The organism is Paragemmobacter amnigenus (genome assembly GCF_009908265.2).
Taxonomy (GTDB): Bacteria; Pseudomonadota; Alphaproteobacteria; order Rhodobacterales; family Rhodobacteraceae; genus Paragemmobacter; species Paragemmobacter amnigenus.
This window is the reverse complement of the sequence record NZ_JAAATX020000016.1, coordinates 45,405-72,315: the sequence shown is the minus strand read 5'-3', so window position 1 is coordinate 72,315 and position 26,911 is coordinate 45,405. Positions and strand designations below refer to the sequence as shown.

22 protein-coding genes and 1 tRNA gene are annotated in these 26,911 nt (G+C 66.5%); 9 read left to right on the top strand and 14 right to left on the bottom strand.

The features are described from left to right. The first annotated feature begins 213 nt into the window (after positions 1–213). Together GU927_RS19170 and GU927_RS19165 are read left to right on the top strand one after the other, a co-directional pair. Positions 214–1,341, top strand: coding sequence for an efflux RND transporter periplasmic adaptor subunit (locus GU927_RS19170; RefSeq protein ID WP_161764014.1), 1,128 nt, complete (start codon positions 214–216; stop codon positions 1,339–1,341). Beyond that, positions 1,338–4,400 (top strand): efflux RND transporter permease subunit, encoded by a 3,063-nt coding sequence (locus GU927_RS19165; protein ID WP_161764013.1) that lies wholly within the window; start codon positions 1,338–1,340, stop codon positions 4,398–4,400. Before GU927_RS19170 ends, GU927_RS19165 begins: the two co-directional genes overlap by 4 nt. Positions 4,401–4,439: 39 nt before the next feature. On the opposite strand, the gene GU927_RS20570 is transcribed toward GU927_RS19165, so the two are convergent. Further along, positions 4,440–6,986, bottom strand: coding sequence for a hybrid sensor histidine kinase/response regulator (locus GU927_RS20570; protein ID WP_161764012.1), 2,547 nt, complete (start codon positions 6,984–6,986; stop codon positions 4,440–4,442). A 112-nt stretch (positions 6,987–7,098) separates the two neighbouring features. Further along, entirely contained in the window at positions 7,099–7,965 is an 867-nt protein-coding gene (locus tag GU927_RS19155) for a LysR substrate-binding domain-containing protein (RefSeq protein ID WP_161764011.1), read from the bottom strand. A gap of 190 nt (positions 7,966–8,155) precedes the next feature. On the opposite strand from GU927_RS19155, the gene GU927_RS19150 reads away from it, so the two are divergent. Together GU927_RS19150 and GU927_RS19145 are read left to right on the top strand one after the other, a co-directional pair. Further along, on the top strand, positions 8,156–9,676 hold the full coding sequence (locus GU927_RS19150) for a trimethylamine methyltransferase family protein (RefSeq protein WP_161764010.1): 1,521 nt from the start codon (positions 8,156–8,158) through the stop codon (positions 9,674–9,676). Positions 9,677–9,683: 7 nt separating this feature from the next. Continuing rightward, the gene (locus tag GU927_RS19145) at positions 9,684–12,098 is read left to right on the top strand and encodes a GcvT family protein (protein WP_161764034.1); all 2,415 of its coding nucleotides are present in this window, start codon (positions 9,684–9,686) and stop codon (positions 12,096–12,098) included. A gap of 70 nt (positions 12,099–12,168) precedes the next feature. Here GU927_RS19145 and GU927_RS19140 read toward each other — a convergent pair whose 3' ends face one another. The 7 genes from GU927_RS19140 to GU927_RS19110 form a co-directional block, all read right to left on the bottom strand. Next, the gene (locus GU927_RS19140; protein WP_161764009.1) at positions 12,169–13,815 is read right to left on the bottom strand and encodes an ABC transporter substrate-binding protein; all 1,647 of its coding nucleotides are present in this window, start codon (positions 13,813–13,815) and stop codon (positions 12,169–12,171) included. Between the two features lie 42 nt (positions 13,816–13,857). Further along, positions 13,858–15,264 (bottom strand): FAD-binding oxidoreductase, encoded by a 1,407-nt coding sequence (locus GU927_RS19135; protein WP_161764008.1) that lies wholly within the window; start codon positions 15,262–15,264, stop codon positions 13,858–13,860. Between the two features lie 99 nt (positions 15,265–15,363). Next, positions 15,364–16,614 carry an amidohydrolase family protein gene (locus GU927_RS19130; RefSeq protein WP_161764007.1) on the bottom strand — a complete coding sequence of 417 codons (1,251 nt, stop codon included), beginning with the start codon at positions 16,612–16,614 and terminating at the stop codon, positions 15,364–15,366. Further along, positions 16,611–17,396, bottom strand: a complete 786-nt coding sequence (locus GU927_RS19125; protein WP_161764006.1) for a creatininase family protein — start codon at positions 17,394–17,396, stop codon at positions 16,611–16,613. The genes GU927_RS19130 and GU927_RS19125 overlap by 4 nt, the downstream gene beginning before the upstream one ends. Positions 17,397–17,407: 11 nt before the next feature. After that, positions 17,408–18,004, bottom strand: a complete 597-nt coding sequence (locus tag GU927_RS19120) for an NAD(P)H-dependent oxidoreductase (RefSeq protein ID WP_161764005.1) — start codon at positions 18,002–18,004, stop codon at positions 17,408–17,410. Next, positions 18,004–18,885, bottom strand: coding sequence for a DMT family transporter (locus GU927_RS19115; RefSeq protein ID WP_161764004.1), 882 nt, complete (start codon positions 18,883–18,885; stop codon positions 18,004–18,006). The genes GU927_RS19120 and GU927_RS19115 overlap by 1 nt, the downstream gene beginning before the upstream one ends. Further along, the gene (locus tag GU927_RS19110; protein ID WP_161764003.1) at positions 18,886–19,584 is read right to left on the bottom strand and encodes a glutamine amidotransferase-related protein; all 699 of its coding nucleotides are present in this window, start codon (positions 19,582–19,584) and stop codon (positions 18,886–18,888) included. A gap of 160 nt (positions 19,585–19,744) precedes the next feature. Here GU927_RS19110 and GU927_RS19105 point away from each other — a divergent pair, with 160 nt between their 5' ends. After that, positions 19,745–20,152: a RidA family protein gene (locus GU927_RS19105; RefSeq protein WP_161764002.1), complete on the top strand. Its 408-nt coding sequence runs from the start codon at positions 19,745–19,747 to the stop codon at positions 20,150–20,152. A 61-nt stretch (positions 20,153–20,213) separates the two neighbouring features. Here GU927_RS19105 and GU927_RS19100 read toward each other — a convergent pair. After that, positions 20,214–20,286: transfer RNA gene (locus GU927_RS19100), tRNA-Ile, on the bottom strand. Between the two features lie 41 nt (positions 20,287–20,327). Continuing rightward, the gene (locus tag GU927_RS19095; RefSeq protein WP_161764001.1) at positions 20,328–20,507 is read right to left on the bottom strand and encodes a hypothetical protein; all 180 of its coding nucleotides are present in this window, start codon (positions 20,505–20,507) and stop codon (positions 20,328–20,330) included. A gap of 168 nt (positions 20,508–20,675) precedes the next feature. Between GU927_RS19095 and purM the strand changes: the two genes are divergently transcribed. The 3 genes from purM to rnd all read left to right on the top strand — a co-directional run bounded on the left by purM (position 20,676) and on the right by rnd (position 23,635). Continuing rightward, a complete protein-coding gene (purM, locus tag GU927_RS19090; RefSeq protein WP_161764000.1) occupies positions 20,676–21,713 on the top strand; it encodes a phosphoribosylformylglycinamidine cyclo-ligase in 1,038 nt (345 codons plus the stop codon). Then, positions 21,710–22,303 carry a phosphoribosylglycinamide formyltransferase gene (gene purN, locus GU927_RS19085; protein ID WP_161763999.1) on the top strand — a complete coding sequence of 198 codons (594 nt, stop codon included), beginning with the start codon at positions 21,710–21,712 and terminating at the stop codon, positions 22,301–22,303. The genes purM and purN overlap by 4 nt, the downstream gene beginning before the upstream one ends. A 174-nt stretch (positions 22,304–22,477) precedes the next feature. Next, positions 22,478–23,635: a ribonuclease D gene (gene rnd / locus GU927_RS19080; protein ID WP_161763998.1), complete on the top strand. Its 1,158-nt coding sequence runs from the start codon at positions 22,478–22,480 to the stop codon at positions 23,633–23,635. A 10-nt stretch (positions 23,636–23,645) separates the two neighbouring features. Here the strand turns inward: rnd and GU927_RS19075 are convergent, their stop codons facing one another. Then, positions 23,646–24,104, bottom strand: coding sequence for a hypothetical protein (locus GU927_RS19075; protein ID WP_161763997.1), 459 nt, complete (start codon positions 24,102–24,104; stop codon positions 23,646–23,648). A gap of 121 nt (positions 24,105–24,225) precedes the next feature. On the opposite strand from GU927_RS19075, the gene GU927_RS19070 reads away from it, so the two are divergent. Further along, positions 24,226–24,636 (top strand): SufE family protein, encoded by a 411-nt coding sequence (locus GU927_RS19070; RefSeq protein ID WP_161764033.1) that lies wholly within the window; start codon positions 24,226–24,228, stop codon positions 24,634–24,636. Here the strand turns inward: GU927_RS19070 and GU927_RS19065 are convergent. Together GU927_RS19065 and GU927_RS19060 are read right to left on the bottom strand one after the other, a co-directional pair. Beyond that, a complete protein-coding gene (locus tag GU927_RS19065; protein ID WP_161763996.1) occupies positions 24,633–24,974 on the bottom strand; it encodes a DUF427 domain-containing protein in 342 nt (113 codons plus the stop codon). The two genes, GU927_RS19070 and GU927_RS19065, sit on opposite strands and share 4 nt — an antisense overlap. A gap of 128 nt (positions 24,975–25,102) precedes the next feature. Continuing rightward, on the bottom strand, positions 25,103–26,899 hold the full coding sequence (locus GU927_RS19060; protein ID WP_161763995.1) for an aminopeptidase P family protein: 1,797 nt from the start codon (positions 26,897–26,899) through the stop codon (positions 25,103–25,105). Positions 26,900–26,911 lie beyond the last annotated feature (12 nt).

Genomic DNA, 26,911 nt, shown 5'->3' with positions numbered 1-26,911 from the left:
CGGGGGGCCGTCTGCCCCCCGCACCCCCCGAGGATATTTGGTGACGGAAAATGCAGCAGGGCAGGGGATTTGGCCCCGTCATCCCCGCGATCTGCCCGCGGCGGGGGGCGGAAATGTTGACTTTGCCGAAGCCAAGGTAAATGCAGGACGCAGGAATTTTTCGGCAGTCACCGGACGGCGGTCCGGCGGCCCTTTGGCAGGAAGGCCTTTGTCATGGTCAAGCGTTTCATCATCGCCATCGTGCTTCTGGGGATCGTCGGGGGCGGCCTTGTCGGCTTCAACCTGTTCCGCGACAACATGATCGCGCAGATCTTCGCCAACATGCCCCAGCAGCCCGCGACAGTGTCCACGGTCGAGGCAAGGCCCGTGACATGGACCCCCAGCATCGAGGCGATCGGCACCGTGAACGCGGCGCAGGGCGTGGACCTGACGGTCGAGACGGCAGGTGTGGTCAAGGAGATCGCCTTCGCGCCGAACACGCAGGTTCAGGCGGGCGCGCTGCTGATGCGCCTGGATGACGTGGTGCAGAAGGCCGATGTCGAGGCCGCCCGCACGCAGGCCGATCTGGAAAAAGGCAACCTCGCCCGCGCGCAGGACCTGACGCGGCGGGGGGTGACGACCAATGTCTCGCTCGACCAGACGCAGGCGGCGGCGCAGGCGGCCGAGGCGCAGCTTGCCCGCGCGCTGGCCGTGCTGGAACAGCGCCAGCTTTCCGCCCCCTTTGCCGGCACCATCGGCCTGCCGCGCGTGGATGTAGGGCAATATGTGGCGCCCGGCACCATCGTCGCCACGCTTCAGGACCTGTCCACCATGCGCGTCGATTTCAGCCTGCCGGAACAGGACCTGCCCAAGCTGACCATCGGCCAGAGGATCGAGGTCCGGATCGAGGGGCTGGATGAATCCTTCCCCGGCGCGCTGACGGGGATCGACCCGCGCGTCGATCCCGCCACGCGCCTTGTCGCGCTGCGCGGGTCCATCGCCAATGCGGGCGGCAAGCTGACCCCCGGCCAGTTCGTCCGCATCCGGGTGGAGCTTCCGGCGGAAGAGGGCGTCATCGCCCTGCCGCAGACCGCGCTTTCGACCAGTCTTTACGGCGATTACGTCTATGTCGTCCGCCCGTCCGAGGCGGATGCCGAACAGCTGGAGGTGCGGCAGGTCTTCGTCACGCCCGGCCGCCGGTCGGGCGGGGTGGTGGAAATCGCCGAAGGCGTGGCCCCCGGTGACCAGATCGTCACCGCAGGGCAGAACCGCCTGTCGAACGGCCAGCCCGCCATCGTGGATAACAGCGTGAACCCCGCCGCCACCGCCACGGGCGACGCCATCGGCGGGGGCGACGAATGAGCCCGTCCGACATCTTCATCAAGCGCCCCGTCCTGTCGACGGTGCTGGGCCTGCTGATCCTGCTGCTGGGGCTTCAGGGCTTTTCCAGCCTGCAGATCCGCGAATATCCCAAGGTGGACGAGACGGTGATCACCATCACCACGGTCTATCCCGGCGCTTCGGCGGACCTGATACAGGGCTTCATCACCTCGCCCATCGCGGCGGCGGTCGCGACGACCGAGAATGTGGATTACATCACCTCGTCCTCGCGCCCCTCGGCCTCGACCGTCACCGTCAACATGCGGCTGGGGGCGAACCCCGACGTGGCGCTGACCGAGGTGATGTCGAAGGTCCAGCAGGTCCGCTCGCGCCTGCCGTCCGAGGCGGAGGACCCGACCATCGTCAAGGGCACGGGGATGACCTTCGCCACCATGTATCTGGCGATGCAGAACCCCAACATGACGTCGGAACAGGTGACGGAATATATCGAGCGGGTGATCCGTCCGCGCATGTCCACCATCCCCGGCGTGGCCGAGATCCAGGTGCTGGGCGGGCAGACCTATGCGATGCGCGTCTGGATCGACCCGATCCGCCTTGCGGGGCGCGGCGTCACGGCGGCCGAGGTTCTGGGTGCGATCAACAACGCGAACTTCCTTGCCGCGCCGGGCCGGACGGAGGGGGAATACACCACCTATTCCATCACGATGGAAACCACGCTGCGCACGCCCGAGGCCTTTGCCGCCCTGCCGATCAAGGGCAACGGGGCCGATGTGGTGCGTCTGGCCGATGTGGCGCGGGTGGAACTGGCGGCGGAGTCGACCGACACCATCGTGAACTTCAACGGCGAGCCGGGCACCTTCATCGGGGTCTTTCCGACACCGGGGGCGAACCCGCTGGACATGTCGGCCGCCGTGCTGGCGGAACTGCCGCTGATCCAGAACGGCCTGCCGGACGGGATGAAGCTGACGCTGATGTATGACGCGACCGAACAGATCAGCGCGTCGATTGGCGAGGTGTTCAAGACCATCGCCGAAGCGGTTGGCATCGTGATCCTGATCATCCTGCTGTTCCTCGGGTCGTTCCGGTCGGTGCTGATGCCCGTCGTCACGATCCCGTTGTCGCTTCTGGGCGTACTCTTCGTGCTCTACATCTTCGGCTATTCGATCAACTTGCTGTCGCTCTTGGCGATGGTTCTGGCCATCGGGCTGGTGGTCGATGACGCCATCGTCGTAGTGGAAAACATCCACCGCCATATCGAGGAAGGCTTCCGACCCATTCAGGCGGCCTTCATGGGGATGAAGGAAATCTTCGGGGCGGTGGTGGCCATGACCATCACCCTGGCCGCCGTCTTTGCCCCCCTTGCCTTTACCGGCGGCCTGACCGGCGCGCTGTTCCGCGAGTTTGCGGTGACGCTGGCGGGTGCCGTCATCATCTCGGGCATCGTCGCGGTCACCATCACGCCGATGATGTCGGCCCGCCTGTTGCAGAAGGGCGGCCATTCCCGCTTTCAGATCGCGGTGGATCGCGGCTTCGACCGGCTGGCGGGGTGGTACGAACGGCGGGTGTCCGCTTCGCTCGACTACCGGCCTGTCACCATCCTGATCGTCGTCGTGCTGATGGGGCTGACGGGGTACCTCTTCTCCAAGACCTCGACCGAGCTGGCACCGGAAGAGGATTCGGGCGCGCTCTTCTCCTTCGTCAACGCGCCGCCCTATGCGACTTCGGAATATACCCGCACCTATATCGACCAGATGCGCGCCCTGACGCAGGACCTGCCCGAGCTTTCCGCGAATTTCAGCGTGGTTGGCTTCGGCGGGGCGACGAATTCGGGCATCGCGCTCTGGGCTTTCAAGGACTGGTCGGAACGCGACCGGTCGCAGGCCGAGATCCAGCAGGAATTGCAGGGCAAGCTGGGCCAGATCGCGGGGGTGCAGGCCTTCGTCTTTGCGCCCCCCTCGCTGCCCGGCGCGGGCGGGGGGCTGCCGGTGTCGGTGGTGCTGCAATCCACCGGCCCCTCGGACCGCATCTTCGAGGTGGCCGAAGAGGTGAAGGCCGCCGCCATGGCCTCGGGGCGGTTCATCATCGTGCAGAACTCGCTGTCCTATGACAGCGCGCAGGTCGTGCTGAGGATCGACCGCGAACGCGCGGCGGCGCTGAACCTGCCCGCGCGCGACATCGGCACGACGCTGGGCCTGCTGGTGGGCGGCGGATCGGTGGCGCAGTTCGACCGCGATTCCAACAGCTATGACGTCATCATGCAGGTGCCGCAGGAATACCGGAACAACCCCGAGCGTCTGACGGATTTCTACATCCGCTCGGCCACGGGGCAGATGGTGCCGCTCTCGGCGGTGGTGACCGTCGACACGCAGGTCGCCCCGGGTTCGGTGGAGCAGTTCAACCAGCTCAACTCCACCACCCTGTCGGCCCTGCCCATCCCCGGCGTCAGCACGGGCGAGGCGTTGCAGATCATCGTGGACGAGGCGCAGAAGGTGATGCCCGACGGGTTCTTCATCGACTATGCCGGCCAGTCGCGGCTTGAGGTGACGGAGGGCAACACCATCCTTCTGGCCTTCGGTCTGGCGGTCGTGGTGATCTATCTGGTGCTGGCCGCGCAGTTCGAAAGCTTCCGCGATCCCTTCATCATCATGATGTCGGTGCCCCTGTCGATCTTCGGCGCCATCGTGCCCCTGAACGTGGGGCTGGGGACGCTGAACATCTACACGCAGGTGGGGCTGATCACGCTGATCGGGCTGATCACAAAGCACGGCATCCTGCTGGTGGAATTCGCCAACCAGTCGCGGCGCGAGCGCGGGCTTTCGGCGCGCGATGCCATCGTGGCCGCAGCCAAGGTCCGCCTGCGCCCGATCCTGATGACCACAGCCGCCATGGCGCTGGGGGTGATCCCGCTGATCATCGCGGACGGGGCAGGGGCGGCGGCGCGCTATTCGGTCGGGCTGGTGATCTTTTCGGGCATCACCATCGGGACGGTCTTCACCCTCTTCGTCGTGCCTGCCTTCTACACGCTCATCTCGCGCAAGGAGATGGCGAAACCGGCCGAGGATCCCGACCCCGCGCATTGAGGCGGCGCGGCGCGGCGCAGGCATCCCCGCGCCGCGACCTCACCAGTCGGGGCCCAACCCGTCCAGCACTTCCAGAAGCTGGGCGGTCGAGACGGGCTTGGTCAGCACGCGGTCCGTTCCTGCCGCATCGAACCGCTGGCGGTCATCGCCGATGGCTGCGGCGGTCATGCCGATGATCGGGATGGTCGCACCCCGCGCGCGCAGGGCGGCGGTCAGGTCGTCCCCGCCCATCTCGGGCATGAACAGGTCGCTCAGCACCAGATCGACCTTCTCGCGCGCGTGGATTTCCAGCGCCTCCACCCCGTTTCTGGCCCAGTGCACGGTGCCGAACAGCCGTTTCAGCCGCGCCACCATCAGTTCGCCGATCATCTCGCTATCTTCGGCAACCAGCACGCTGCGGTCCCGATAGGCGGGGCCGTCGGCCTCGGTCCGGGTCTTGCCTTCGGCGGGGGCGGGATCGTCCGCCGCGGGTTCTGGCATCGGCAGGCCCAGCGTGAAGACCGATCCCCCGTCCTTGCCCGCCCGATAGGTCACCGTCCCGCCCAGCAACTCGACCGAGGATTTGGTGACGAACAGCCCGAGCCCTGATCCGTCCGCCCGCGCGGTCGACCGCGAGGTGCCGCGACGGAAGGCATCGAACAGGGTGGACGTCACCTCTTCGGGAATACCGCGCCCGTCATCCGTGACCGTCCAGATACCCGTGATCGCCCCGTTCCCGCCTTCTTCGGCATAGCCGATGGTGATGCGGCGGCACTGGGCGTGCAGGATCGCGTTCTTCACCAGATTCGACAGCGCCTGCATCAGCCGGACCCGATCCGTCACCCGCGTCGCCCAGGCCTGCGGGGCAAGCTCCAGATCGATCTCGATCCGCTTCTCGGCGGCCATCAGCACAAAGGTGTTCCGCACGGTCGTGGCCAATTCCTGCGGCTGCAACGGCTCCATCCGCACGGGCAGGTTCTGCTCGGGCCGCACGGTCTGGCGCATGTCCGCCAGCACTGACAGCAACTGGTCGCTCACCGCGCGCAGACGCGGGCCGCTCTCCTCCCAAGGCGCGCCGTTCTCCATCTCTTCCAGCAGCATCGAGATGACCGAGGCGGGGGTCCGCAACTCATGCGACACGATCGAGAAAAGCTGCGTCTGGCGGTCCTGCTGTTCGGACAGATCGGCCAGCGCCTTGCCGAGGGCGGCGGCGTTCTCGTGCTCGTCCGTCAGATCGACGATGGCGCCATAGGACACGCGGCGATGGTCCCAGAGCCGCTCGTTCCAGTAGTAGAGCGCGATATAGCGCGGCTTGGCCGCGGTCCCCTCTGTCGCATCGGGTGGCGGCATGAGGGTAAAGCTTGTGACTGCCCCGCCCGGATTGCGCCGGTCGCGCATCGCCGCCACCAAGCGCGGGCGGTCCTCCTCTGCGATCCGTTGCAGCACGTCGCGAAACAGCGCCATCCGGCCCAGTTGCAGGTATTCCGCCGCCACAGGATCGACGCGCAGCGCCATCTTGGCCGTGTCAAAGACGAAATAACCGATATTGGCAAAGCGGTTGACCCGCTGCATCCGGTCAAGGGTGGCGCTGTTGCGCTTTGCGTCCAGATGGTTCTGATGGCGCACCAGCAACAGGACATAGGTGATCGCGATCAGCACGAGCGACAGCACCTCCAGCCGCACGGCATCCGTCGTGGCCAAAGGCTCCATCACCACGATCGCGCCGGTCAGGGTGACATAGGACAAAAGCCCCATGATGCAGGCAAGGATCGCCGCGAAGGATACCGTGAACAGCGCCACGACAAGGCAGAGCACCATCACGTCGACGGGGGGATAAAGCGCGATGCCCATATTGGCCAGCACGCCCGCCGCGACAAAGACGGGCGTCGTCGCCAGCGCCACCTTCACATGCTTGCGCGTCGGCACATCCAGCAGGAACAGCAGGATCACCCCCGCCGATAGTCCCGATCTGAAGGCGCCGATCGCCCCCGCCTGCCAGAGTTCCAGCTTGCCGAAATCGGCCGAATCCCAAGCCGGATCGTAACAGGTGGTCGCAACCCACCACACCACCGGCAGCGACAGCACCCCGTATGCCAGCGCCACCATCCCCGACAGCAGCGTCTGCGCCTGCGGATGGTCCGGCCCCAGCCACAAGAGAACCCCCTGCGCCGCCAGTCCCGCCAGCAGTCCCGGCGCCCCGTTTGCCACGAGGGCCAGCCAGAAGGCTTCCCCTGCCGCCACGCCCGGCGGCAGATAGCCGGGATCGGCCCAGAGTTTCAGCAGGAAATAGGCCGTGAACGTCGCCAGATAGGCGGCAACCGGCACCGCGACCATCCGCAAAGGAAAGGCGGGAACCCCGATCAGCAGCGTCATCACAGCAACAGCTGGCAGCAGGTCCAGGGTCGCATCCGGCATGTCCCCGCCGAATTGCGGCACCGCAAGCAGCACCGCAAGCGCCATCATGATCGCAAAGAAGCCTGCAGACCACAGCACCGGCCTGCGGGTGACATTCGCTGTGAAATAGGCGCGGCGGGGTCGTTCGATCTGGGCGAACAGGACGGTTGCGTCCTGCGGGCGGTCATCCTCGACCAGTAACAGAGAGTGCATCGGGGCAACATTTCACTTGGAACACGTCCATCCAGCTATACCGGTGCCACCGGATGGAAAGAAATTGTCTTTAGAGGGTATCCTATCCTTTGTTGAATGCTGAAGGTCCGGATCACGCGGCGATGAGGAACTGCATCAACCTTTCCGACGCGCGGCTGGGGTTCAAGTCGCCCACATGCAGGTCATAGCCCCACCCGCTGGGCAGGCGTTCGGCAAAGGGGGCTACCAGCGTACGGCGCTGCAGGTGGATATCCGCCAACGATTCCAGCGTGATCGCGCATCCCAGTCCGGCCACGGCCATCTCCAGCGCGACATTCGAACTGTCGGTCCGCAATCCTTGGCTGAGAGGCAGGTCCGACAGGCCGTGATGACGGGCAAAGGCCTCCCAATGCTCCTGTCGGCCCAGAACGTGGATCAGCCCGTGCTGGCGGATGTCGCGCGGCGACCGTATGGCGGCCTCTCCTGTCACCAGTTCCGGCGCGCAGACCACGACCAGTCGCTCCTCGCCAAGCCTGTATCCCAGAAGGGGCTGGCTGTCATGGCGGGGCGTGATCCGCAGATCGGCGATCTGGTCCGTGGTCTCGGACCAGATGGTCGCGTGGACGGTCACGTTGACCTCGGGAAACTGCTTTGAAAAACGCCGCAGGCGCTGTGGCAGCCAGTTCGTCGCGAGAGAGGCGGGACAGGCAAGCGTCACCTCCTGCCGGTGCGCCACGGTCAGGATCTGTCCCGTGGCGATCTCGATCTGGGTCAGCGCCTGCCGCAGGGTCGGCAGGTACGAGGCCGCGACTTCTGTCAGGGTCAGGCTACGGGGCGCACGATAGAACAGCGGCCGCCCGATATAGGTTTCCAGCGCGCGGATATGGCCCGACACCGCCGCCTGCGTCAGCCCAAGCTCGTCTGCGGCCTTGGTAAAGCTGAGGTGTCGCGCCGCGGCTTCGAAAGAGCGGATGAAGTTCAGCGGTGGCAAGGTCTTCATGGCACGTTCCCCCCCTTGACCATGCTAGCCAAGCCGATGCGCGCGGGCCATATGGCACGCCCCTGAATCTTTTCGGTTCAGTCCCCCGTTTCGCTTTCGTGAACCCCGCCCGCCGGATGACTAATCTCGTCGGGACTGCGCCGGAGGGTGCGATGGCGGCGTGGCCTGCCGCAAGGGCAAGGGGAGTGCGATGCGGGAGGCAAGGCGCGGACGGAGGGGTGCGGCGGGTGCGGTCATCACGCAACTGCCGTGGGAGCGGGTGTCGAACCCCTATGCGCCGCTCGAGATGCTGACGCCCGAACAGATGGAGGACCTGCACGACATCTCGATCCGGATCCTGAAGGAACTGGGCATCAAGGTCATGGGCGAAAACGTTCGCGACCTGATGCGTAAGGCCGGTGCACGCGTCGATGACGAAGGTCTTGTGCGGCTGGATGAAACCATCGTCGCGCAGGCGCTGTCCACCGTACCGCGCCACTTCACGCTTACCCCGCGCAATCCCGCGCGGCGGGTCCATTTCGGTGGCCGCGATCTGGTCTTCGGACTCGTCGCGGGGCCGCCCAATGTGGATGACCGCATCAAGGGACGCAGGTCAGGCAACCTTGAGGATTACCGGAACTTCATCCGGCTGGCGCAGCATTTCAACGTCATCCACATGATAGGCAATCAGGTGATGGCCCCGCAGGAACTGCCTGCCAACAACCGCCACCTGGATACGTATTTTGCCAATCTCACCCTGTCGGAGCTGTCCTTCCATTGCACAGCCATCGGGCGCGGGCGGGCCATGGACGGCATCCGCATGATGGCCATCGCCCGTGGCGTGACGCTGGAAGAGATGGCGCGGGAGCCGGGAGTCACCACGATCATCAGCGTCAATTCGCCCCGGTTGCTGGATGATGCAATGGGCGACGGGCTGATCGCCATGGCCGAACATGGCCAGCCCGTGACGATCACTCCCTTTACCCTGATGGGCGCTATGACGCCGGTCAGCTTGCCTGCCGCTATGGCCCAGCAGAATGCCGAGGCGCTGTTCGGTGTGGTCCTGACCCAGCTCGTCCGCCCGGGCACGCCGGTGATGTACGGGGCCTTCACTTCGAACGTGGACATGCGGTCCGGTGCGCCCGCCTTCGGCACGCCCGAGAATGCAAAGGCAAACGTGATCGCGGGGCAGTTGGCGCGGCGCTATGGCCTGCCCTACCGGACGTCGAATGCCAATGCGTCGAATGCCGTCGATCTGCAGGCCGCCTATGAAACGGCCATGGCCACTTGGGGGGCGGTGATGGGCGGGGCCAACCTGATCTATCATGCGGCGGGTTGGCTCGAGGGCGGGCTGACCGCCAGCTATGAGAAGCTGATCCTCGACGTCGAGATCTTGCAGAACATGGTGGAATTCCTGCGCCCCGTGAAATGGGACGCCGACGAGCTCGGGTTCGACGCCATCCGCGACGTGCCTGCGGGGGGGCATTTCTTCGGCGCGGCCCATACCATGGCGCGCTATGAACGGGCCTTCTATGCCCCTATGCTGTCAGATTGGCGCAGTTACGAGAACTGGGCCATTGCAGGTGCCAAGGATGCCGCACAACGTGCGACCGACCTGTGGCAGCAGGCGCTGGCCGAATACGAAGAACCGGCGATGGACGCATCGCGGCGCGAAGAACTGGAAGCCTATGTCGCCAGACGGCGGGAAGAGATCGGACATGACGAGCCCTGAGACGAAGCTGAAATCCCACGCGCAGGTGGTGGTCATCGGGGGTGGGCTGGTCGGCTGTTCGATCCTTTACCACCTGACCAAACTGGGCTGGACCGATGTCGTCCTGCTGGAACGGTCCGAGCTGACCTCCGGTTCGACATGGCACGCGGCGGCGAACATCCACGGGCTGCATGACAGCACCAATATCAGCCGCCTGCAGCACTACACCATGGGCCTTTACAAGGAGCTGGAGGCCGAGACGGGGCAGGGCTGCGGCATCTTCCAGCCCGGCAGCCTCTACCTCGCCCAGACCGGGGCGCGCGAACACCAGTTGCGGCTTCAGGCAGCCAAGGCCCGCTATTACGGGATGGATTTCCACGAGGTGACGCGGGACGAGGCAGAGCGTCTGCACCCGCTGGTGGATTTCGACGGCATCCGCTGCATCATGTTCGAACCGCAGGGCGGCAACGTGGACCCGTCGGGCGTGACCATGGCCTATGCGGCGGGGGCACGGGCGCGGGGGGCGCAGATCCACCGCAACTGCCCCGTGACGGCGACGCGGGCGCAACCTGACGGGTCGTGGATCGTCGAGACACCCTCGGGCGACATCCACACGCAATGGGTGGTCAATGCCGCGGGTCTGTGGGCGCGGGAAGTGGCGCGCATGGCGGGGATCGAACTGCCCCTGATGCCGACGGAGCACCAGTATTTCGTCACCGAAACCATCGCCGAGATCGCCGCGCTGGACCGCCGCCTTCCGTCGGTGGCGGATCGGGACGGGGAATATTACCTGCGGCAGGAGGGCAAGGGGCTGCTGGTCGGCGCCTACGAGCGCGACATGCGCTTCTGGGCCGAGGAGGGCACGCCCGCGGGGTTCGGCCACGAACTCTTTGCCGATGATCTGGACCGGATCGAACCCAACATGCTGCGCGCCATCGCCCGCGTGCCGGTCGTCGGCACGGCGGGGATCAAACGCGTCATCAACGGCCCGATGATCTGGTCGCCCGATTCCTCGGCTCTGTTCGGCCCCGTGCCGGAACTGCGGAACTATTTCTGCTGCAACGGGATCATCCCCGGCTTCTCGCAATCCGGCGGGCTGGGGCTGCTGGCCGCCGAATGGATCGTCGAGGGCGAGCCGAAGATGGACATGTTCGGCTGGGACCTTGCCCGCTTTGGCGCATGGGCGGGGCGGGAATTCACCAAGGCGCGGGTGCGCGACCAATATGCAAACCGCTTCAAGATCCACTTCCCGAACGAGGAACGCGCGGCGGGCCGTCCCGTCCGCACGCGCCCCGTCTACGGCCGTCAAAAGGACATGGGGGCGGTGTTCGGGCTGAACTACGGTTGGGAACATCCCCTGTGGTTCGCCGCCGAAGGCGAGCCGCAGGAAGAGACGGCGGGGTTCGAGCGGCAGAACTGGTGGGCGCCCGTGGGGCGCGAGGCGCGGATGCTGCGCGACCGTGCAGGGATCATCGACATCTCGAATTTCGCGCGCTACCGCATCACCGGCCCCGGCGCGCGCGACTGGCTTGACGCGCTGCTGGCCAACCGCATCCCGTCGCTGCCGGGGCGCAGTTGCCTTGCCCCCCTGATCGGCAGGCGCGGCGGGATCGCGGGCGACTTCACCGTCACCTGTCTGGGAGAGGGCGACTTCTTCATGGTGGGCTCCGGCATGGCCGAACGCTATCACCGCCGCTTCTTCGATGCCGTGCCCTTGCCCGCAGGGACGCAGTGGCACAGCGTGACCGAGGCGATGGCAGGCTTCAACGTGGCAGGGCCGCTGGCGCGCGACCTGCTGCAACCCCTGACCGATACCGACCTGTCCAGTGCCACTTTCCCCTTTGCCCGCGCGGCCCGCATCCGCGTGGCGGGGATCGACTGCATCGCGCTGCGGCTGTCCTTCACCGGCGATCTGGGATGGGAACTCCATTGCGCCGAACAGGATCAGGCCGCGCTTTACGATGCCCTGCTCGCGGCGGGTGCGCCCCTTGGCGCCGGCCCCGTGGGCAGCCGCGCGCTGATGAGCCTGCGGGTGGAAAAGGGCTATGGCAGCTGGGGGCGGGATTATTCGCCCGAATACTGGCCGCAGGAAACGGGTCTGGCGGGGCTGATCCGCATGGACAAGGATTTCCTGAACAAGGCGGCCTATGCCGCCATCGCGGGGCACCCCCCGCGCGAGGTGCTGCGGACCATCGCCATCGACGCCACCACCGCCGATGCCACCGGGAACGAGCCGATCTTCGACCCCGAGGGACGGCCTGCGGGAAAGGTGTCGTCCGGGGCCTATGGTCATCACGTGCGCCAGTCGCTGGCGCTGGCCTATCTGCGCCCCGACATCGCGCCGGGGGCCGAGCTTTCCGTGATGGTTCTTGGTCGCCCGCACCGGGCAAGCGTGCTTGCCGGTCCTGCCTTCGATCCAGACGGGTCGCGCCTGCGACAGTGATCCGATCTAGCCGCCGCAAGGGAAAAGGGCCGGTTTCCCGGCCCTTTTTCTTTCATCGGGCGGTGCGGGTTCAGGCTTCCAGCCAGACCTTGCCGAGATCCATCTCGAAAGTCTGATGCACACGGTAGCCCTTAACGCGAGGCGTATTGTGCGAGTAGACATTCTGCCAGAAGGGCTGGATCAGGATGCCGTCATCCTGAAGCATTGCCTGAAGCTCCGCCATGATGACCCGGCGCGCCTCGACATCGGCAGTGGCAAGGGCCTGCGACAGCTTGGCGTCGAAGTCGGGGTTGGAATAGGCGCTTTCATTCCATGCCTCGCCAGAGCGATAGGCAAGCGCCAGAACCTGCACGCCGAGGGGGCGCATGTTCCAGTTGGTCATCGAGAAGGGGTATTTCGTCCAGTCGTTCCAGAAGGTGGCACCCGGGATGACGGTCCGCTTGATGTTGATGCCTGCGTCACGCACCTGCGCGGCGATGGCGTCGCAACTGGCCTGATGATAGTCCTGATCGATGGAGATGAGGTCGAATTCGTAGTCCGACATTCCCGCCTCTGCCAGCAGGGCCTTGGCGCGCTCTGGATCGCGCGACTGCTTCGGCAGTTCGGCATATTCGGGATGGATCGGGCTCACATGATGGTTCTCGGCCACCGACCCACGGCCGGAAATACCGAGTTCCAGCACGATAGCATTGTCGACGGCGGCCTGGATGGCCTGACGCACGCGCTTGTCCGTGTAGGGTGCCTGCTGGACGTTCATCCGTGCCACGACGGTATTTGCAGTCGCGATCTCGTTGCGTGTCAGGCCGATTGCGTCAAGCTGGTCGATGAAATTCTCGCTGGATTGCTGGTTGAGGTCGATGTCACCCGCCGCCCATGCGTTCAGCTCGACCGTGGGATCGTTGCCCAGATCGGTGAACTCGATGGCATCCAGATAGACCTCGCCGCCCCACCACGCGCCATTCGTGCGCCGCACCAGACGCGCGGCCGACCCGACGGAATGTGACTCCAGCTCGAAGGGGCCGGTGCCGATGGGATTGGCGGCAAGGTTCGACCCCGTCTCCTCATAGCTGCGATGCACGATCAGGGCCGGGTAATCGGCCATGTTCGGGATGATGGCGATATCGGGCGCGGAAAGGTTGAGTTGAACGGTCAGATCATCGACCTTGACGATTGCCCCGTCGCGCGCCTTGCCCGTCGCCTCGTCGATCAGCGCGGAAAAGCGCGAGGCCATCGAATTGCCCTCTGCCCCGCGGTCGCACCAGCGGATAAGGTTGAAGACCACGTCATCCGCGGTGAAGGCATCGCCATTGTTCCATAACACGCCGGGGCGCAGGCGGAGCGTGTATTGCGTGGCATCTGCATTCACCTCCCAGCTTTCCAGAAGCTTGCCTTCGAAGGTGAAGTCCGAGGTGTACTTGACCAGCGGTTCGAGGAACTGGCGTTCCAGATTGGCGATCTGCGACCAGTCGGCGGTGCGGGGGTCTTTCAACTCCATCACCTGCATGCCGACGCGCAAGGTGCCGCCGCTGACCGGCGTTTCCTGTGCGACGGCGGGGGCGGGCAGGCCCAGCATCGCATAGGCCGTCGCCGTGGTGGCCCCGAAGGCCGTGGCGATGGCAAGGAATTCGCGGCGGCTGACGGGATCCCCGCCCGCCGTCCGTGCGGTGCGCTGCAGATGGGCGGGCAAGGGCTTGCCCCTTCTGTCGGTATGGATCATGGCAGGTCTCCTTGTTGGACGGGCAGTTGGTCGCCCTTTGGGTCAGGGTTGGTGCAGGGCTTCGATGTCCTCGGCCGAAAGGTCGCGCACGCGCGTCCATTCGCGGGATTTCGGACTGTTCAGCAGACCGCCGGGATCGAGGCGCTTTTTCCACGCCAGATGGCGGTAGTCGGCCTTTTTCATCCCGCCTTCCTCGATGATGCAGGAATGCGGGTCCGAGGCCGGGCAACCGTGCGACTCGTATATCGACATGATTTCGTAAAGCCGTTCGTCGGTCGTATACTTCACCAGCGGCAGGTCGAATGAGACGACCTTGCCGCCCATCCGCGCGAATTCGTGGTGCATGAAGACGTCGTCGCCCAGCACGGCCCGAAGCTCCACCACCTTCGCCACGGTGACGGGCGCGGGGAAAAGGATCTGCAGATAGGTGACCTTGCGGTCCGACTTCAGCGCCTGAAGCGTGGTGTGGTTGTAGGAAAACTCGAAAACATGCGGCAGCTTTCGCGCCACCCGCTCTGCCTCGTCCATGGCAAGGTCGATGCGCCCGCCATGACCGGCGACAAGCGCGCGCAGAGTATCCACCTGGCCACGCGGGACCAGCGTTACAAGCATCGCTCGGCCGGGGGGCACGATCCCTTTCAGACGGTCGAAATAGGCCCCGATATGGGCATCCAGAGTGGAGCACAGCTTGCGCCGGATCGTTTCGGACAGGGCCAGATCGATGGCCGCCGCATGGCAGTCTGGATAGTTGTCGAAGGTTGCGATGCAGCCGACCCAATCCTCGGTCGGGACCGTCCGCAGGGTCAGTTCGGTGATGACGCCGTTGATCCCCCAGGCGTGGTGGATCATGTTGATCGCCCCGCCGCGGAAAACCTCCTCGCGCGGGGTTGGCTCGACCGACAGCACCCGCAGTTCGAGGATGTTGCCGTCATCGCGCAGCATCCCGTGGCTTACGGTGCCGATCCCTGCCGACCCGCCTGAAATGAATCCGCCGATCGTCGCGATATCCTGGGTCGAGGGAAAGACAGGCAGTTCCCGCCCCCGTTCCCCCAGCGCCCGGTTCAGCGCAAGGATGTTGCATCCCGCCTCGACCCGTACGAAATCCGGCCCGATCTCGAGGATCCGGTCAAGACCGGTCATCTCGATGATCAGCCCGCCTTCCAGCGGCACGGATTGGCCGTAATTGCCGGTCCCGCCGCCACGCAATGTGACCGGAACGCGATGGCGCGCGGCAAGGGACAGGCAATGCGACAGTTCCGCAACCGTCCGCGGCCGGGCGACCAGATCTCCGAAACAGCTCCTCAACCTGCGCTCGAGGATGGGCGAGAACCAGAAGAAGTCGCGGCTACGCTTCTTCACCAGAACCGGCTCGTCTATGGTTTCCACCGGGGCGAGGGCCGATGCAAAGGCAACCCAATCCGTGGATGTCTTGCCAGAGATCCCTGTCATGCCGCCGTCCGCCCCTTTGGTCCGCCCGCACAAGCCTAGGGTGCGACAGGGTCGCGTTCACGCAAGCAAATCGGGGCCGTGACCCACAGGATTCCGGCGTCATCGGCCAGCAGTGGCGATGAACTCCGGCAGCCTCTTGCGCCTTGGCTGGCAGGAGAGCAGCCCCGCGACGTCGCGTGCCTCGGCCAGCAACAGCGCAGCGGCAGGGGCGCGGTCGACAAAGACGGGTGCGGCCCCCATCGCCTGTGCTGCCTGTGTCGAGACAAGCGGCAGATGGTCGCCAAGCGGTGCCGCCAGATGCAGCGCGGGCACCGCCAGCGCCAGCGTCCCCAGCGGGTCATGACGTCCGAGAGGATAGAACGCGTCCTGCACATTGTCCGTGCCAAGGCAGGTCGCCACCCCTGCCTGCGACGCCTCGACCAGACGGGTGATCCCGCGGCGGTCCGGCGTCCCGCTGCCGCGCGATTGCAGGAACAGGTTGGTCGTCGGCAGGGCGCAGAGCGCAATTCCGCCACGCGCCATGCTCTCCAGAAGGTTTGACAGCCTGTCAGGCGCCGCATCCATCAGACTGACGGCATGGCCGCACAGGACCGGCCCCTCGAAACCGGTCCGCGCCCTTTCGCGTGCGATGATCTCCAGCCCGTCAAGCTCCACCCCCGCGCCTTCGTCGACATGGAAGTCCAGATGCAGCCCGTACCGGTCCGCCAGCCGGAACACCTCGGTAAATCCGGCGTGGCGGCGAGGATGCCCGAGACACCACGCCCCCAGAACACCGTCCCTCCGCCGCACGGCCTCCGCGATGCGCTGGCCCGTTTCGGGTTCGGCAAACAGGTCGATCTCCGGCAGGCAGGACAGTTGCAGGGTGACGCGCCCGCGCCATTCCTGCGCGACTTCGGCCAGAACGTCCCAGGCGCGCGGGGTGCCAGCCGGATCCTCTCCATCGCCCCAGTCGACATGGCTGCGCGCCAACCCGACACCCGCAGCGTAAAGTTCCTCCATCGCGCGGCTCGCGCGGTGGCGCAGATCCTCGTCCGTCCAGTTCGCCTTGTCTGCCTCCTGCGCCCTGATCGCCGACAGCAGATCGCGCCCGATGCCGGATAGGCGCCCGAGCGTGAAGGCCTTGTCCAGATGCAGATGCGGCTCCGCAAGGGCGGGCAGCACCAGCCTTCCCCCACCGGACAGGACACGCGCCTCGCGCGGTGGCGTTGCGGTGAAGCCCAGTACCCGCCCGTCCTGCACCAGAAGATCGCCGCTCAGCAGCCCATCCCGCCGCTCGCCGCCAAAGTGGTCGGGACGGGCCAGAAGGCTTGCGGGAACCGCGACATCGCGGACGAGGAAAAGCTGGGTCATCGCGGGTCGAAATGCGAGAAGGTGACAATCAGGTCTGCCAGTCGCGCCGCGGCAGTGCCCAGCAGCGCCTCGCCCTTCGCGGCGGTTGCGGCGGCGGCGTTGCCGACTGCGCCCGCAGGGTTGAGATCCCCGATAAGCCATCCCGGACGCATCGCCGCGCCGCCCAGCCCCAGATCGGGATGTGCCTTTTGCCAGTCGCGATGTGCCGACCCGAAATCGCGGGCCAGCGCCATCCGCACCTTGTCGGGATGGGCAGCCAGCATCGCCGATGTCTCCACATCCCCGCCGTGCAATCCGTTCTCCGCCTCGTCCCGGCCGACGATGTCATCCGCTCCGGCCAGTTCATCCCATGCAACATGCGCGGTGATCAGCCCACAGCCGGCGCGGATGTCGCGGACGGCAACCTCGAGCACCGCGCGGTTTCCGCCGTGACCGTTCAGGATCATCAACCGCCCGACGCCGGCACCTGCGATGCACCGCGCCAGATCGGTCAGGACGCGCAGCAGCGTCTCTGCCGAAAGCGACAGCGTGCCTGCAAAAGCAAGATGCTCGTTACTCTTGCCCACCGCCAGCATGGGCAGGACAAGCGCAGTAACCCTGCCGTCGAGCAGGGGCATTGCCCGCCGCAGGACGGCGTCGACAAGGTCGTGGTCCACGGACATCGCCAGATGCGGCCCGTGCTGCTCTGACGCGCCCAGAGGCAGGATCGCCACCGCCGAGGAAAGGTCCAGGGCGGCGAATTCCGGCGCGGTCAGATCGACCCATGCTCCCGCGTGGTGCATGTTTCCCCCGGCTATAAAGGAATACGCGCGATGCGCCGACGCACCAGCTCCAGATAGCGCCGCCGCGCACTGTCGGTCTGTGTGTCCATCTCGTGCAGGCCCAGCCAGAAGCTGCGCGTTCGCCGGGCAGTGCAAAACCGAAGCCCGCGCAGGATGATCCTGCGTCCCGGGGCACCCATAAGAAGCGTCCAGAACCACCATGGAGACCCGAAGGTGGTGATGACCCCGATCAGACGGACATTCGTCAGCGCCGGACGCATCGGCGCGTCCTTCGCGGGCACGGTAAAGGTGACACCGGGCCGCCAGACGCGGTCCATCCAGCCCTTCAGGATGGCAGGCTGCGAATACCACCACGTCGGATACACGAAGATAAGCCCCTCTGCCCAGCGCAGCGCGTCGATATGGGGGGCCACATCCTCGGGCGGGGGGGCGTCGTCATGATAGCGCCGCCGTTCCTCGGCGGACATGACCGGGTTGAAACCCTCGGCATGAAGGTCGATGAGCCGGACCTCGTGCCCGCGCTCCCGCGCGGTGGCAACGGCACAATCGCACAGCGCGCGGTTGAAGCTTTCGGGCACCGGATGGGCATGGATGAACAAAAGCCGCATCAGGCCGTCACCCCCGCACGTCCCGGCCGACGCAGCGCATGGAACATCACCGCGCAGATGATGATCGCCCCTCCGATCAGGGTCCGAAATCCCGGATCCTCGCCCAGCACGGCCCAGACCAGCAGCGGGCCGAAGACCAGTTCAAGAAGCGTTATCATCGACACTTCCGGCGCGGTCAGATAGCGCGGCCCCAGCAGCAGGAGCCCCGCAGCCACCGGAACGATCACCGCCCCCGACAGCAGGATCAGCATCACCGTCGCGCCGTCTACCGGTACGAAATCGGCAAAGGGCAGGGCAAGCACCCCGCCCAGCATCGACCCGATGGCAAGGTGGGGCAGCATGTTGCGCGTGCCCGCCTTCCGCAGCGTCACGTAATAGGCCGCCACTGTGGTGGCGTTCATAAGCGCGAAAAGATCGCCCACCATCCGCCCCTGTCCCAGACTGCCCGAGGCGATCACCACCACCCCGAGCGAGACCAGCGCGATGGCCAGTCCCGTCCTGCGGTCGATGGTCTCGCGCAGCAAAAGCCATGACAGGAGCGCGGCGATGAACGGGGCGGTGGCCAGCACCAGAAGCGCATTCGCCGCCGATGTATGTTCCATCGCCGCGCACCAGCTCAGCACACCCGCAGCATTCAGCAGGATCACCGTGGCCCCCGTGGCATCCAGCCATTCGCCCCTGCGCGGCAGCGACTGCGGGGCCAGCACCGCGTTTCCGGCCAAAAGGACCATCCCCGCCAGAAGGCCGCGCCAAAAGGCAAGCGCCAGCATGTCGCCCCCGACCAGCCGCATGACAAGGGCATCCGGTACGAAGACGATGACACCGGCAAGCGTCACGGTGATCCCGAAGGCCCTCGGGTTGCGCTGCGCCAGTCGCTGCATTCAGCGGGTTCCGAACAGCTTGGCCAGAAAGGCATAGAACCATTCCGCCTGCCGTGCGTCATGTTCCAGCATCAGCGCATCCTGTTCCTCGCGGCTCTGCGCCCCGGGCTTGCCATAGGCTGCCCAAGGCGTGGACTGCCACCGGCGGAAGCCCTCGATCGTGCATTCGGGATGGAACTGGAACCCGTAGGTCCGATCTCCGATGCGGAACGCCTGATTGGGGTAAAGCGGGCTTGTGGCAAGATGCACTGCGCCCTCCGGGATGGCAAAGGTGTGGAAATGCGCCTGCGTCATGTACAGCATGTCAGGCAGCAGGTCTCGCCCCTCGGGTGTTGGCGAAACGGGGTAATAGCCGAATTCGTGCAGCCCGCTGGCAGGCGGCCCGACCTCGGCCCCCATCACCCGCGCGATCTGCTGCGCGCCCTGGCAGATGCCCAGCAGCGGCACCTTCCCTGCCATGCAGGTCCTGATCCATTCCGCCTCGGCATGAAGAAAGGGATGCCGATCCTCCTCGAAGACGTTGAACGGCCCGCCATAGATGACCGACCCCGCGACACTGTCATCCGCCTCGGGCAGGGCTTCGCCCTTGAACGGCCGGACGATCACCGGATCGAACCCCTGCGTCACGGCAAAACTGACGACGCGGTCATCCGGCGGGTCGTCGCCATGCCGGACCAGTACCAGTTTCCTTGCTGCCATGCCTCGCTCCAATGGGACCTGCCCGAACCGTGATGCCCTTGCCGGCAGCATAGGAAACTATGCCGTCATCGGGGCAAAAGGAAATTGCGGTCGTGGGATCCGGTTTTCTTTCGCGATCCCTCGCGGTCGGGACGCTACACGGGACGGAAAGGACCGTATCATGACCTTTCTTCCCCTGAACCCGCCCGCCATCCCCGCGCCGCTCGCGCGCTATTCCCACGCGGTAGAAATCCCGCCCCGTTCCCGCGTTCTGAGAAGCTCGGGCCAGTTGGGCCTGCGCCCCGACGGCACCATCCCTGACGGCACCGGGGCCCAACTTGCCGTCATCTTCCACAACATCACGGTCATCCTCGCCGAGGCCGCGATGCAACCACGCCACATCTGCCACATCACGGCATGGCTGGTGGATCGCGCCGACCTTCCCGCCTACATGGCCGCCCGCGATGCCTTCCTTGCCGGTCAGACCGTCCCGGCCGCCTCGACGGTGCTGCTTGTCGCGGGCTTTTCCCGCCCCGAATTCACCGTCGAGGTCGAGGTGATGGCCACCGCAGCGGACGGGCCAGCATGAGCCCGCACTCTGCCCGCCGCAGGCCATCCCGCATGGCCCCGCCATGCGATGCGGAAATCCGTAGGGCCGGAGGGACTCGAACCCCCAACCAAGGCGTTATGAGCGCCCGGCTCTAACCATTGAGCTACAGCCCCATGCCCCAGTCGGTAAGCCACCCTCGCGGGGTGGTCAAGCCTCAGCCTTGCAACCGCCGCGCCAGCAGCAGCGCCACCGGCAGCCCCAGAGCGAAACCCGCCGCCGCCGCCAGCAGGATGGGCTTCAGCGTGACCATCCCCGCCGTCAGAACGGCCACGATGGCAGCCCCGGCCAGCGACGGGCCGACAAGCGAATAGAGCAGGAAGAATAGTCGTGACATGGTCTATGCCTTTGTTGCGGACCGCGCGTCCCCTTGCGCCACTGTCGCCTGCCCGCCGCGCCCGCGCCTTGATCGGGGTCAAACCGCCCCCTGCGCCATCCGCCGTTGCGATGCAGCAAGGGCTGGTATATGCCGCGCCCAACCAACCCGAACGGCGGAGCGAGTCCCATGACGAACGGCCTTACCTACGCACAGGCAGGCGTGGATATCGACGCCGGAAACGCCCTTGTCGAACGCATCAAACCGGCTGCGAAACGGACGAACCGGTCCGGCACCATGTCCGGCCTCGGCGGGTTCGGCGCGCTTTTCGACCTCAAGGCCGCGGGATATTCCGACCCCATCCTCGTCGCCGCGACCGACGGGGTGGGAACCAAACTCCGCATCGCCATCGACACCGGCAATGTCGACACGATCGGTATCGACCTCGTCGCCATGTGCGTGAATGACCTTGTATGCCAGGGGGCCGAGCCGCTCCTCTTCCTCGACTATTTCGCCACCGGCAAGCTTGATGTCGATCAGGCCGCCCGCATCATCGAAGGCATCGCCACCGGCTGCGAACAGTCCGGCTGCGCGCTCATCGGGGGCGAGACGGCGGAAATGCCCGGCATGTATCACAAGGGCGACTTCGACCTTGCAGGCTTTGCCGTGGGCGCGATGGAACGCGGGGCGGACCTGCCCGCAGGGGTGCAGGCGGGCGACGTGCTGCTGGGCCTTGCCTCGAACGGCGTCCACTCCAACGGCTACAGCTTCGTGCGCAAGGTGGTGGAGCTTTCGGGCCTGTCCTGGGACGCGCCCTCGCCCTTCTCCTCCGGCACGCTGGGCGAGGCGCTGCTTGCCCCCACCCGGCTCTACGTCAAGCAGGCGCTTGCCGCGATCCGCGCGGGCGGCGTGCATGGGCTTGCCCATATCACCGGCGGCGGGCTGACCGAAAACCCGCCCCGCGTCCTGCCCGAAGGTCTGGCCTGCGAGATCGACCTGACCGCATGGCAGCTTCCCCCCGTCTTCCGCTGGCTGGCACAGACCGCCAGTATCGCGGAAGCCGAGATGCTCAAATCCTTCAACTGCGGCATCGGCATGATCCTCGTCGTCGCGGCCGACCGTGCCGACGATCTCGCCGCCCTCCTGCGCGATCAGGGCGAAACCGTCTGCACGCTGGGCCGCGTGGTCGAGGGCGAGGGCGTGAGCTACAAGGGCGCGCTGCTGTGACCGCACGGGTCGCCATCCTGATTTCCGGTGGCGGCTCCAACATGCTGGCGCTTTTGCGCGACATGGGGCAGGGCGGGCATCCCGCCACGCCCGTCCTCGTCGCCTCGAACGACCCCGCCGCCGCGGGGCTTGCCAAGGCGGCGGCGCTTGGTGTGCCCACCGCCGCCGTGGACCACCGCCCCTTCAAGGGCGACCGCGCGGCCTTCGAGGCCGCACTCCTCGAACCCCTCCTCGCCGCGCGGCCCGACATCCTTTGCCTTGCAGGCTTCATGCGCGTGCTGACCCCCGCCTTCGTGGGCCGCTTTGCGGGACGGATGCTGAACATCCACCCCTCGCTTTTGCCCAAATACCCCGGCCTGCACACCCACCAGCGCGCGCTGGAGGCGGGCGACACACAGGCCGGCTGCACCGTGCACGAGGTGACGCCCGTCCTCGACGACGGCCCCATCCTCGGGCAGGCCCGCGTTCCCGTTCTGCCGGACGACACGCCCGACACGCTCGCCGCGCGCGTTCTGGTTCAGGAACACATCCTCTACCCCGCCGTCCTGCGCCGCTTCGCCGCCGGCGACCGCCGCCCCGTCCTTCTCTGACCCCTTCATCGCGGCCCAAATACCCCACAGGGGTGCGGGGGTGTGAAACCCCCGCCTGCGACGCCTGCCGTCCCGCGAGACGCCCGAAAGACCAAACCCTTTCAATTTCCCCGCAATCCGTTATAGCGGTTCTGCGGGATGACCCCGTGCCCCACTGGCCAGTCGGAAGGCATGATGCGCACGATAACCACGACCGAAGACCTCGCCGCCTTCTGTGAAGCCGCAAAGACCCAACCCTACGTCACCATCGACACGGAATTCCTGCGCGAGCGGACCTATTGGTCCAAGCTCTGCCTGATCCAGATGGCCCTGCCGGGCAAGACGGGCGATGCCGTGCTGGTGGACCCGATCGAGGGCGAGGGGATGAGCCTCGAACCGCTCTACGACCTTTTCCGCCACCGCGATACGGTCAAGGTCTTCCATGCCGCGCGGCAGGATCTGGAAATCTTCTTCGTCGAAGGCAAGACCTTCCCCGAACCGCTTTTCGACACGCAGGTTGCCGCCATGGTCTGCGGCTTTGGCGAACAGGTGGGCTACGAGACGCTGGTCAAGAAGATCGCGCGCGAAAACCTCGACAAGACCTCGCGCTTCACCGACTGGTCGCGCCGCCCGCTCTCCACCGCGCAGCAGGAATATGCGCTGGCCGACGTGACGCACCTGCGCGTGATCTACGAATGGCTTTCCGCGCAACTGGCCAAGAACGGCCGCACCAAATGGGTGGAGGAGGAGCTTTCCATCCTCACCGACCCCGCCACCTATACCGTCCATCCCGACGAGGCATGGCTGCGCGTCAAGACCCGCACCACCTCGGGCCGCTTCCTTGCCATCGTCAAGGAACTCGCCCGTTTCCGCGAGGAATATGCCCAGCGCCAGAACGTCCCGCGCTCGCGCGTGATGAAGGATGACGCGCTCCTGGAACTCGCCTCCACCCGTCCCGCCACGATGGAAGAGCTGGGCCGCTCCCGCCTTCTGCTGCGCGAGGGGCGCAAGCCCGAGATTGCCGAAGGCATCCTTGCCGCCATCAAGGCGGGCCTCGAGATGAAACCCGAAGACATGCCGAAACCCGATGTCAGCCGCGAACAGATGCAGGTCAACCCCGCCCTCGCGGACCTGCTGCGCGTGCTGCTCAAGGCCAAGTCGGAACAGCTGGGCGTGGCCTCGAAACTCATCGCCTCGGCCGCCGATCTGGACGCCATCGCCGCCGGCGACCGCTCGGTCGAGGCGTTGAGCGGCTGGCGCTTCGAAGCCTTCGGCGAGGATGCGCTGCGGCTTTGCAAGGGCGAGATCGCCCTGTCCGCCAAGGGCAGCGAGGTGCGCGTGGTCCGCCTGTAAGGGCCGCGCCTCAGCGCCGCGACGACAGCGCGTTGTTCGCGCCCTGCACGACGATCTCGTTCACGCCGTCCAGCTTAACCGACGAGATCGACACGCCCACGGTGATCTCGCGCGACCGCGGGCTGCCCGCGGGCGTCTCGGTCACCGGCGGGAAGACGCGGAAGTCGTAGACCAGCACGCCGTTCTCGTCGATCGGCCGCGCCACCAGCTCCGCATCCCACCAGCCCTGCGACGGCGGAATGCCCTTGGCCCGCACGATGGCCCCGCCGCTATAGGGATCGACCGACAGCGACACCACCTCGGCCACCAGCAGGCGCGGGTCCTGCGCGGTCACCGGATCCTGCGCCACCTGCTCGCGCCGCCGCGCGCCGCCGAACCAGTTGAACGGGTTCAGACGCGAGTCGCGGATGCGCCCGCAGCTTGCCACCAGCGCCGCAGCACCCAGTCCCAGCAGAACTCTCCGTTTCATCCCGGTCTCCCGTTGTCTTGCCCTTGGGTAGCCGATGCCGCGCGCTTTGAAAAGCACCCCTGCAAAGGGTGGACCTTTTCACGCGAAGGCCCTACCTCAGGGCCACGGAATGGAGAACCCGATGGCCACGCCCGCCTTTGAAGAGCTTGCCGAAACCTTCGACTTCCTCGACGACTGGGAAGACCGCTACCGCCATGTCATCGAACTGGGCAAGGCCTTCCCCCCGATGGACGAGGCCTTCAAGGTCCCCGCGACCAAGGTGCAGGGTTGCGCCTCGCAGGTCTGGCTGCAACCCGTCATCGCCGATGGCCGCTTCGACTTTCAGGGCGATAGCGACGCGATGATCGTAAAGGGGCTGATCGCCGTGCTCCACGCGCTTTACGCAGGCCTTCCGGTGGCCGAGGTCGCAGCCGTCGACGCCCCCGCCGAACTGGGCCGGCTGGGCCTGAACGAACACCTCTCCTCGCAGCGCTCCAACGGCCTGCGCGCCATGGTCGAACGCATCCGCAAGGTCGCGGCCGAGGCCGCCTAACGCGGCTCCACCCGCACCTTGTCCTCGTAAAAGGCCAGATGGCCCGCGATGGCCTCGGCCCCCGCGACGGGGTTCTCGTAGGACCAGACCGCATTTTCCAGCCGCGCTTCGGGCGTGGTGACGCTGAAATAGCTCGCCTCGCCCTTCAACGGACAGGTGCTGTGCCGGTCCGTGGGATCGAGCAGCGCCATCGCCACATCCTCGCGCGGCACGTAAAGGACGGGAGGACGCGACCCCTCGACCAGTTCCAGCGCACGCTCCGTCTCTCCGATGATGGCCCCACTGGCCCGCACGATATACCGCCCCGGCACGGGCCGGATCATGATCGACACGCTCATGGCGTCCTCCCCCCGTTTGCAGTCCTGTCTGCCCCGAGGATGCAGGCTGCCACGTCCTGCACGCAAGCCTTCCGTCCGGAATCGGCGTCTCCCCGCCCGAAGCCGCCAATTGCGCGGCCGGGCAGGGCCTAAAGCGGCGCGCAGGCCGCCGCCAGCCAGCCCCGCGCCCCGTCCGACAGGCGCGGCGACAGCTTGGCCACGACCTCGGCGTGATAGGCGTCCAGCCAGTCGCGCTCGTCCGGCGACAGCCGCTCCGCGCGGATCAGGCGGCGGTCGAAGGGGGCAAAGGTCAGCGTCTCGAAGCAGAGCTGGTCGCGCAGGTCGCCCATCGCGGGCGCCTGCTGCACCACAATCAGGTTCTCCAGCCTGATGCCGAAGGCCCCCTCGCGGTAATAGCCCGGCTCGTTGGACAGGATCATCCCCGGCTCCAGCGGCACCTCCGACACGCGGGAAATCCGCTGCGGCCCCTCATGCACCGACAGGAAAGCCCCCACGCCATGCCCCGTGCCATGGTCGAAATCCTGCCCCGCCACCCACAGATGGAACCGCGCCAGCGCGTCCAGATCGCGCCCCGCGATCCCGCGCGGCCAGCGCACCCGCGAAATCGCGATCAACCCCTGCAAGACGCGGGTATAGCACTCCCGCGCCTCGGCCCCCGGATCGCCCACGGCCACGGTGCGGGTGATGTCGGTCGTCCCGTCCGCATATTGCGCGCCAGAATCCACCAGCAGCAACTCGTCCCGCCCGACCGCACGGTTCGTCTCGCGCGTCACGCGGTAATGCATGATGGCCCCGTTCGGCCCCGCCCCGCAGATCGTGTCGAAACTGATGTCATGCAGCACATTGGTCGCGCGGCGATACCCTTCCAGCGCGGTCACCACGTCGATCTCGGTCAACCCGCCCTTGGGCGCGGCCTGATCCAGCCAGCACAGGAACTCCACCACAGCCGCGCCGTCGCGCAGATGCGCCTCGCGCATCCCCGCCACCTCCGCCGCGTTCTTCGCGGCCTTGGGCAGGCGGCAGGGATCATCCCCCCACGCGACCGTCGTGCCCCCGTCCTCCACCAGCCGCGACACGGCCAGCGGCGCGGTCGCCCGGTCCACCCGCACCACGCCCGCCAACCCGCGCAACGCAGCGTCGAACCCCGCCACGGGATGCAGCCGCACCCCCGCATCCAGCGCCGCCCGCGCCGCAGCGCCCAGCTTGGCCCCGTCCACGAAGACATCCACCGTCGCATCCGCCCGCAGGATGGCAAAGCCGTGCAGGATCGGATTGCGCGGCACATCCGCCCCCCGCAGATTGAGCAGCCAGCAAAGCGAATCCGGCAGCGTGATCACCGCCGCATCCTGCCCCGCCTTCCGCAACCCTTCCGCCAGATGCGCGCGCTTGGCCTCCGACGTCTCGCCCGCCAGCGTCACCGGATGGGCAAAGGCCGCGCCCGCAGGGGCCGCAGGCTGCCCCTCCCAGATCGCATCCACCGCATTCGCCACCGCGCGCAGGGTCACGCCCGACCCTTCCAGCGCCGCCTCGATCCGCGCCACCTCGTCTGCCGTGTGCAGCCACGGGTCGAACCCCACGACCCCCGCCTCCAGATGCTCCACGATCCACGGCCCTGGCTTCACCTCGGGCCAGGGTACCGGCGTGTAGACCGCAAGATCCACCTGCTGCTTCACCTGCACCCGGTAGCGCCCGTCGATGAACACCCCCGCCACCTCGGGCAGCACGACGGCAAACCCCGCCGACCCCGTGAACCCCGTCAGCCACTGCAACCGCTCGTCCCGCGCGGCCACATATTCCCCCTGATGCACATCCGCGCGCGGCACCAGAAACCCCGCCAGCCCCTCACCCCGCAGATGGTCGCGCAGCCGCGCCAGACGCGCCGCCCCCGCCGAAGGGTCCGACACCGTGTCAAAGCTCTGGAACATCGCGCCCCTCAT

Excerpts from the sequence above, each read along its gene's own strand:
- GU927_RS19170 (WP_161764014.1), top strand. The coding sequence starts at position 214 with ATGGTCAAGCGTTTCATCATCGCCATCGTGCTTCTGGGGATCGTCGGG.
- GU927_RS19165 (WP_161764013.1), top strand. The coding sequence starts at position 1,338 with ATGAGCCCGTCCGACATCTTCATCAAGCGCCCCGTCCTGTCGACGGTG.
- GU927_RS20570 (WP_161764012.1), bottom strand. The coding sequence starts at position 6,986 with ATGCACTCTCTGTTACTGGTCGAGGATGACCGCCCGCAGGACGCAACC.
- GU927_RS19155 (WP_161764011.1), bottom strand. The coding sequence starts at position 7,965 with ATGAAGACCTTGCCACCGCTGAACTTCATCCGCTCTTTCGAAGCCGCG.
- GU927_RS19150 (WP_161764010.1), top strand. The coding sequence starts at position 8,156 with ATGCGGGAGGCAAGGCGCGGACGGAGGGGTGCGGCGGGTGCGGTCATC.
- GU927_RS19140 (WP_161764009.1), bottom strand. The coding sequence starts at position 13,815 with ATGATCCATACCGACAGAAGGGGCAAGCCCTTGCCCGCCCATCTGCAG.
- GU927_RS19135 (WP_161764008.1), bottom strand. The coding sequence starts at position 15,264 with ATGACAGGGATCTCTGGCAAGACATCCACGGATTGGGTTGCCTTTGCA.
- GU927_RS19130 (WP_161764007.1), bottom strand. The coding sequence starts at position 16,614 with ATGACCCAGCTTTTCCTCGTCCGCGATGTCGCGGTTCCCGCAAGCCTT.
- GU927_RS19125 (WP_161764006.1), bottom strand. The coding sequence starts at position 17,396 with ATGCACCACGCGGGAGCATGGGTCGATCTGACCGCGCCGGAATTCGCC.
- GU927_RS19120 (WP_161764005.1), bottom strand. The coding sequence starts at position 18,004 with ATGCGGCTTTTGTTCATCCATGCCCATCCGGTGCCCGAAAGCTTCAAC.
- GU927_RS19115 (WP_161764004.1), bottom strand. The coding sequence starts at position 18,885 with ATGCAGCGACTGGCGCAGCGCAACCCGAGGGCCTTCGGGATCACCGTG.
- GU927_RS19110 (WP_161764003.1), bottom strand. The coding sequence starts at position 19,584 with ATGGCAGCAAGGAAACTGGTACTGGTCCGGCATGGCGACGACCCGCCG.
- GU927_RS19105 (WP_161764002.1), top strand. The coding sequence starts at position 19,745 with ATGACCTTTCTTCCCCTGAACCCGCCCGCCATCCCCGCGCCGCTCGCG.
- GU927_RS19095 (WP_161764001.1), bottom strand. The coding sequence starts at position 20,507 with ATGTCACGACTATTCTTCCTGCTCTATTCGCTTGTCGGCCCGTCGCTG.
- purM (WP_161764000.1), top strand. The coding sequence starts at position 20,676 with ATGACGAACGGCCTTACCTACGCACAGGCAGGCGTGGATATCGACGCC.
- rnd (WP_161763998.1), top strand. The coding sequence starts at position 22,478 with ATGCGCACGATAACCACGACCGAAGACCTCGCCGCCTTCTGTGAAGCC.
- GU927_RS19075 (WP_161763997.1), bottom strand. The coding sequence starts at position 24,104 with ATGAAACGGAGAGTTCTGCTGGGACTGGGTGCTGCGGCGCTGGTGGCA.
- GU927_RS19070 (WP_161764033.1), top strand. The coding sequence starts at position 24,226 with ATGGCCACGCCCGCCTTTGAAGAGCTTGCCGAAACCTTCGACTTCCTC.
- GU927_RS19065 (WP_161763996.1), bottom strand. The coding sequence starts at position 24,974 with ATGAGCGTGTCGATCATGATCCGGCCCGTGCCGGGGCGGTATATCGTG.
- GU927_RS19060 (WP_161763995.1), bottom strand. The coding sequence starts at position 26,899 with ATGTTCCAGAGCTTTGACACGGTGTCGGACCCTTCGGCGGGGGCGGCG.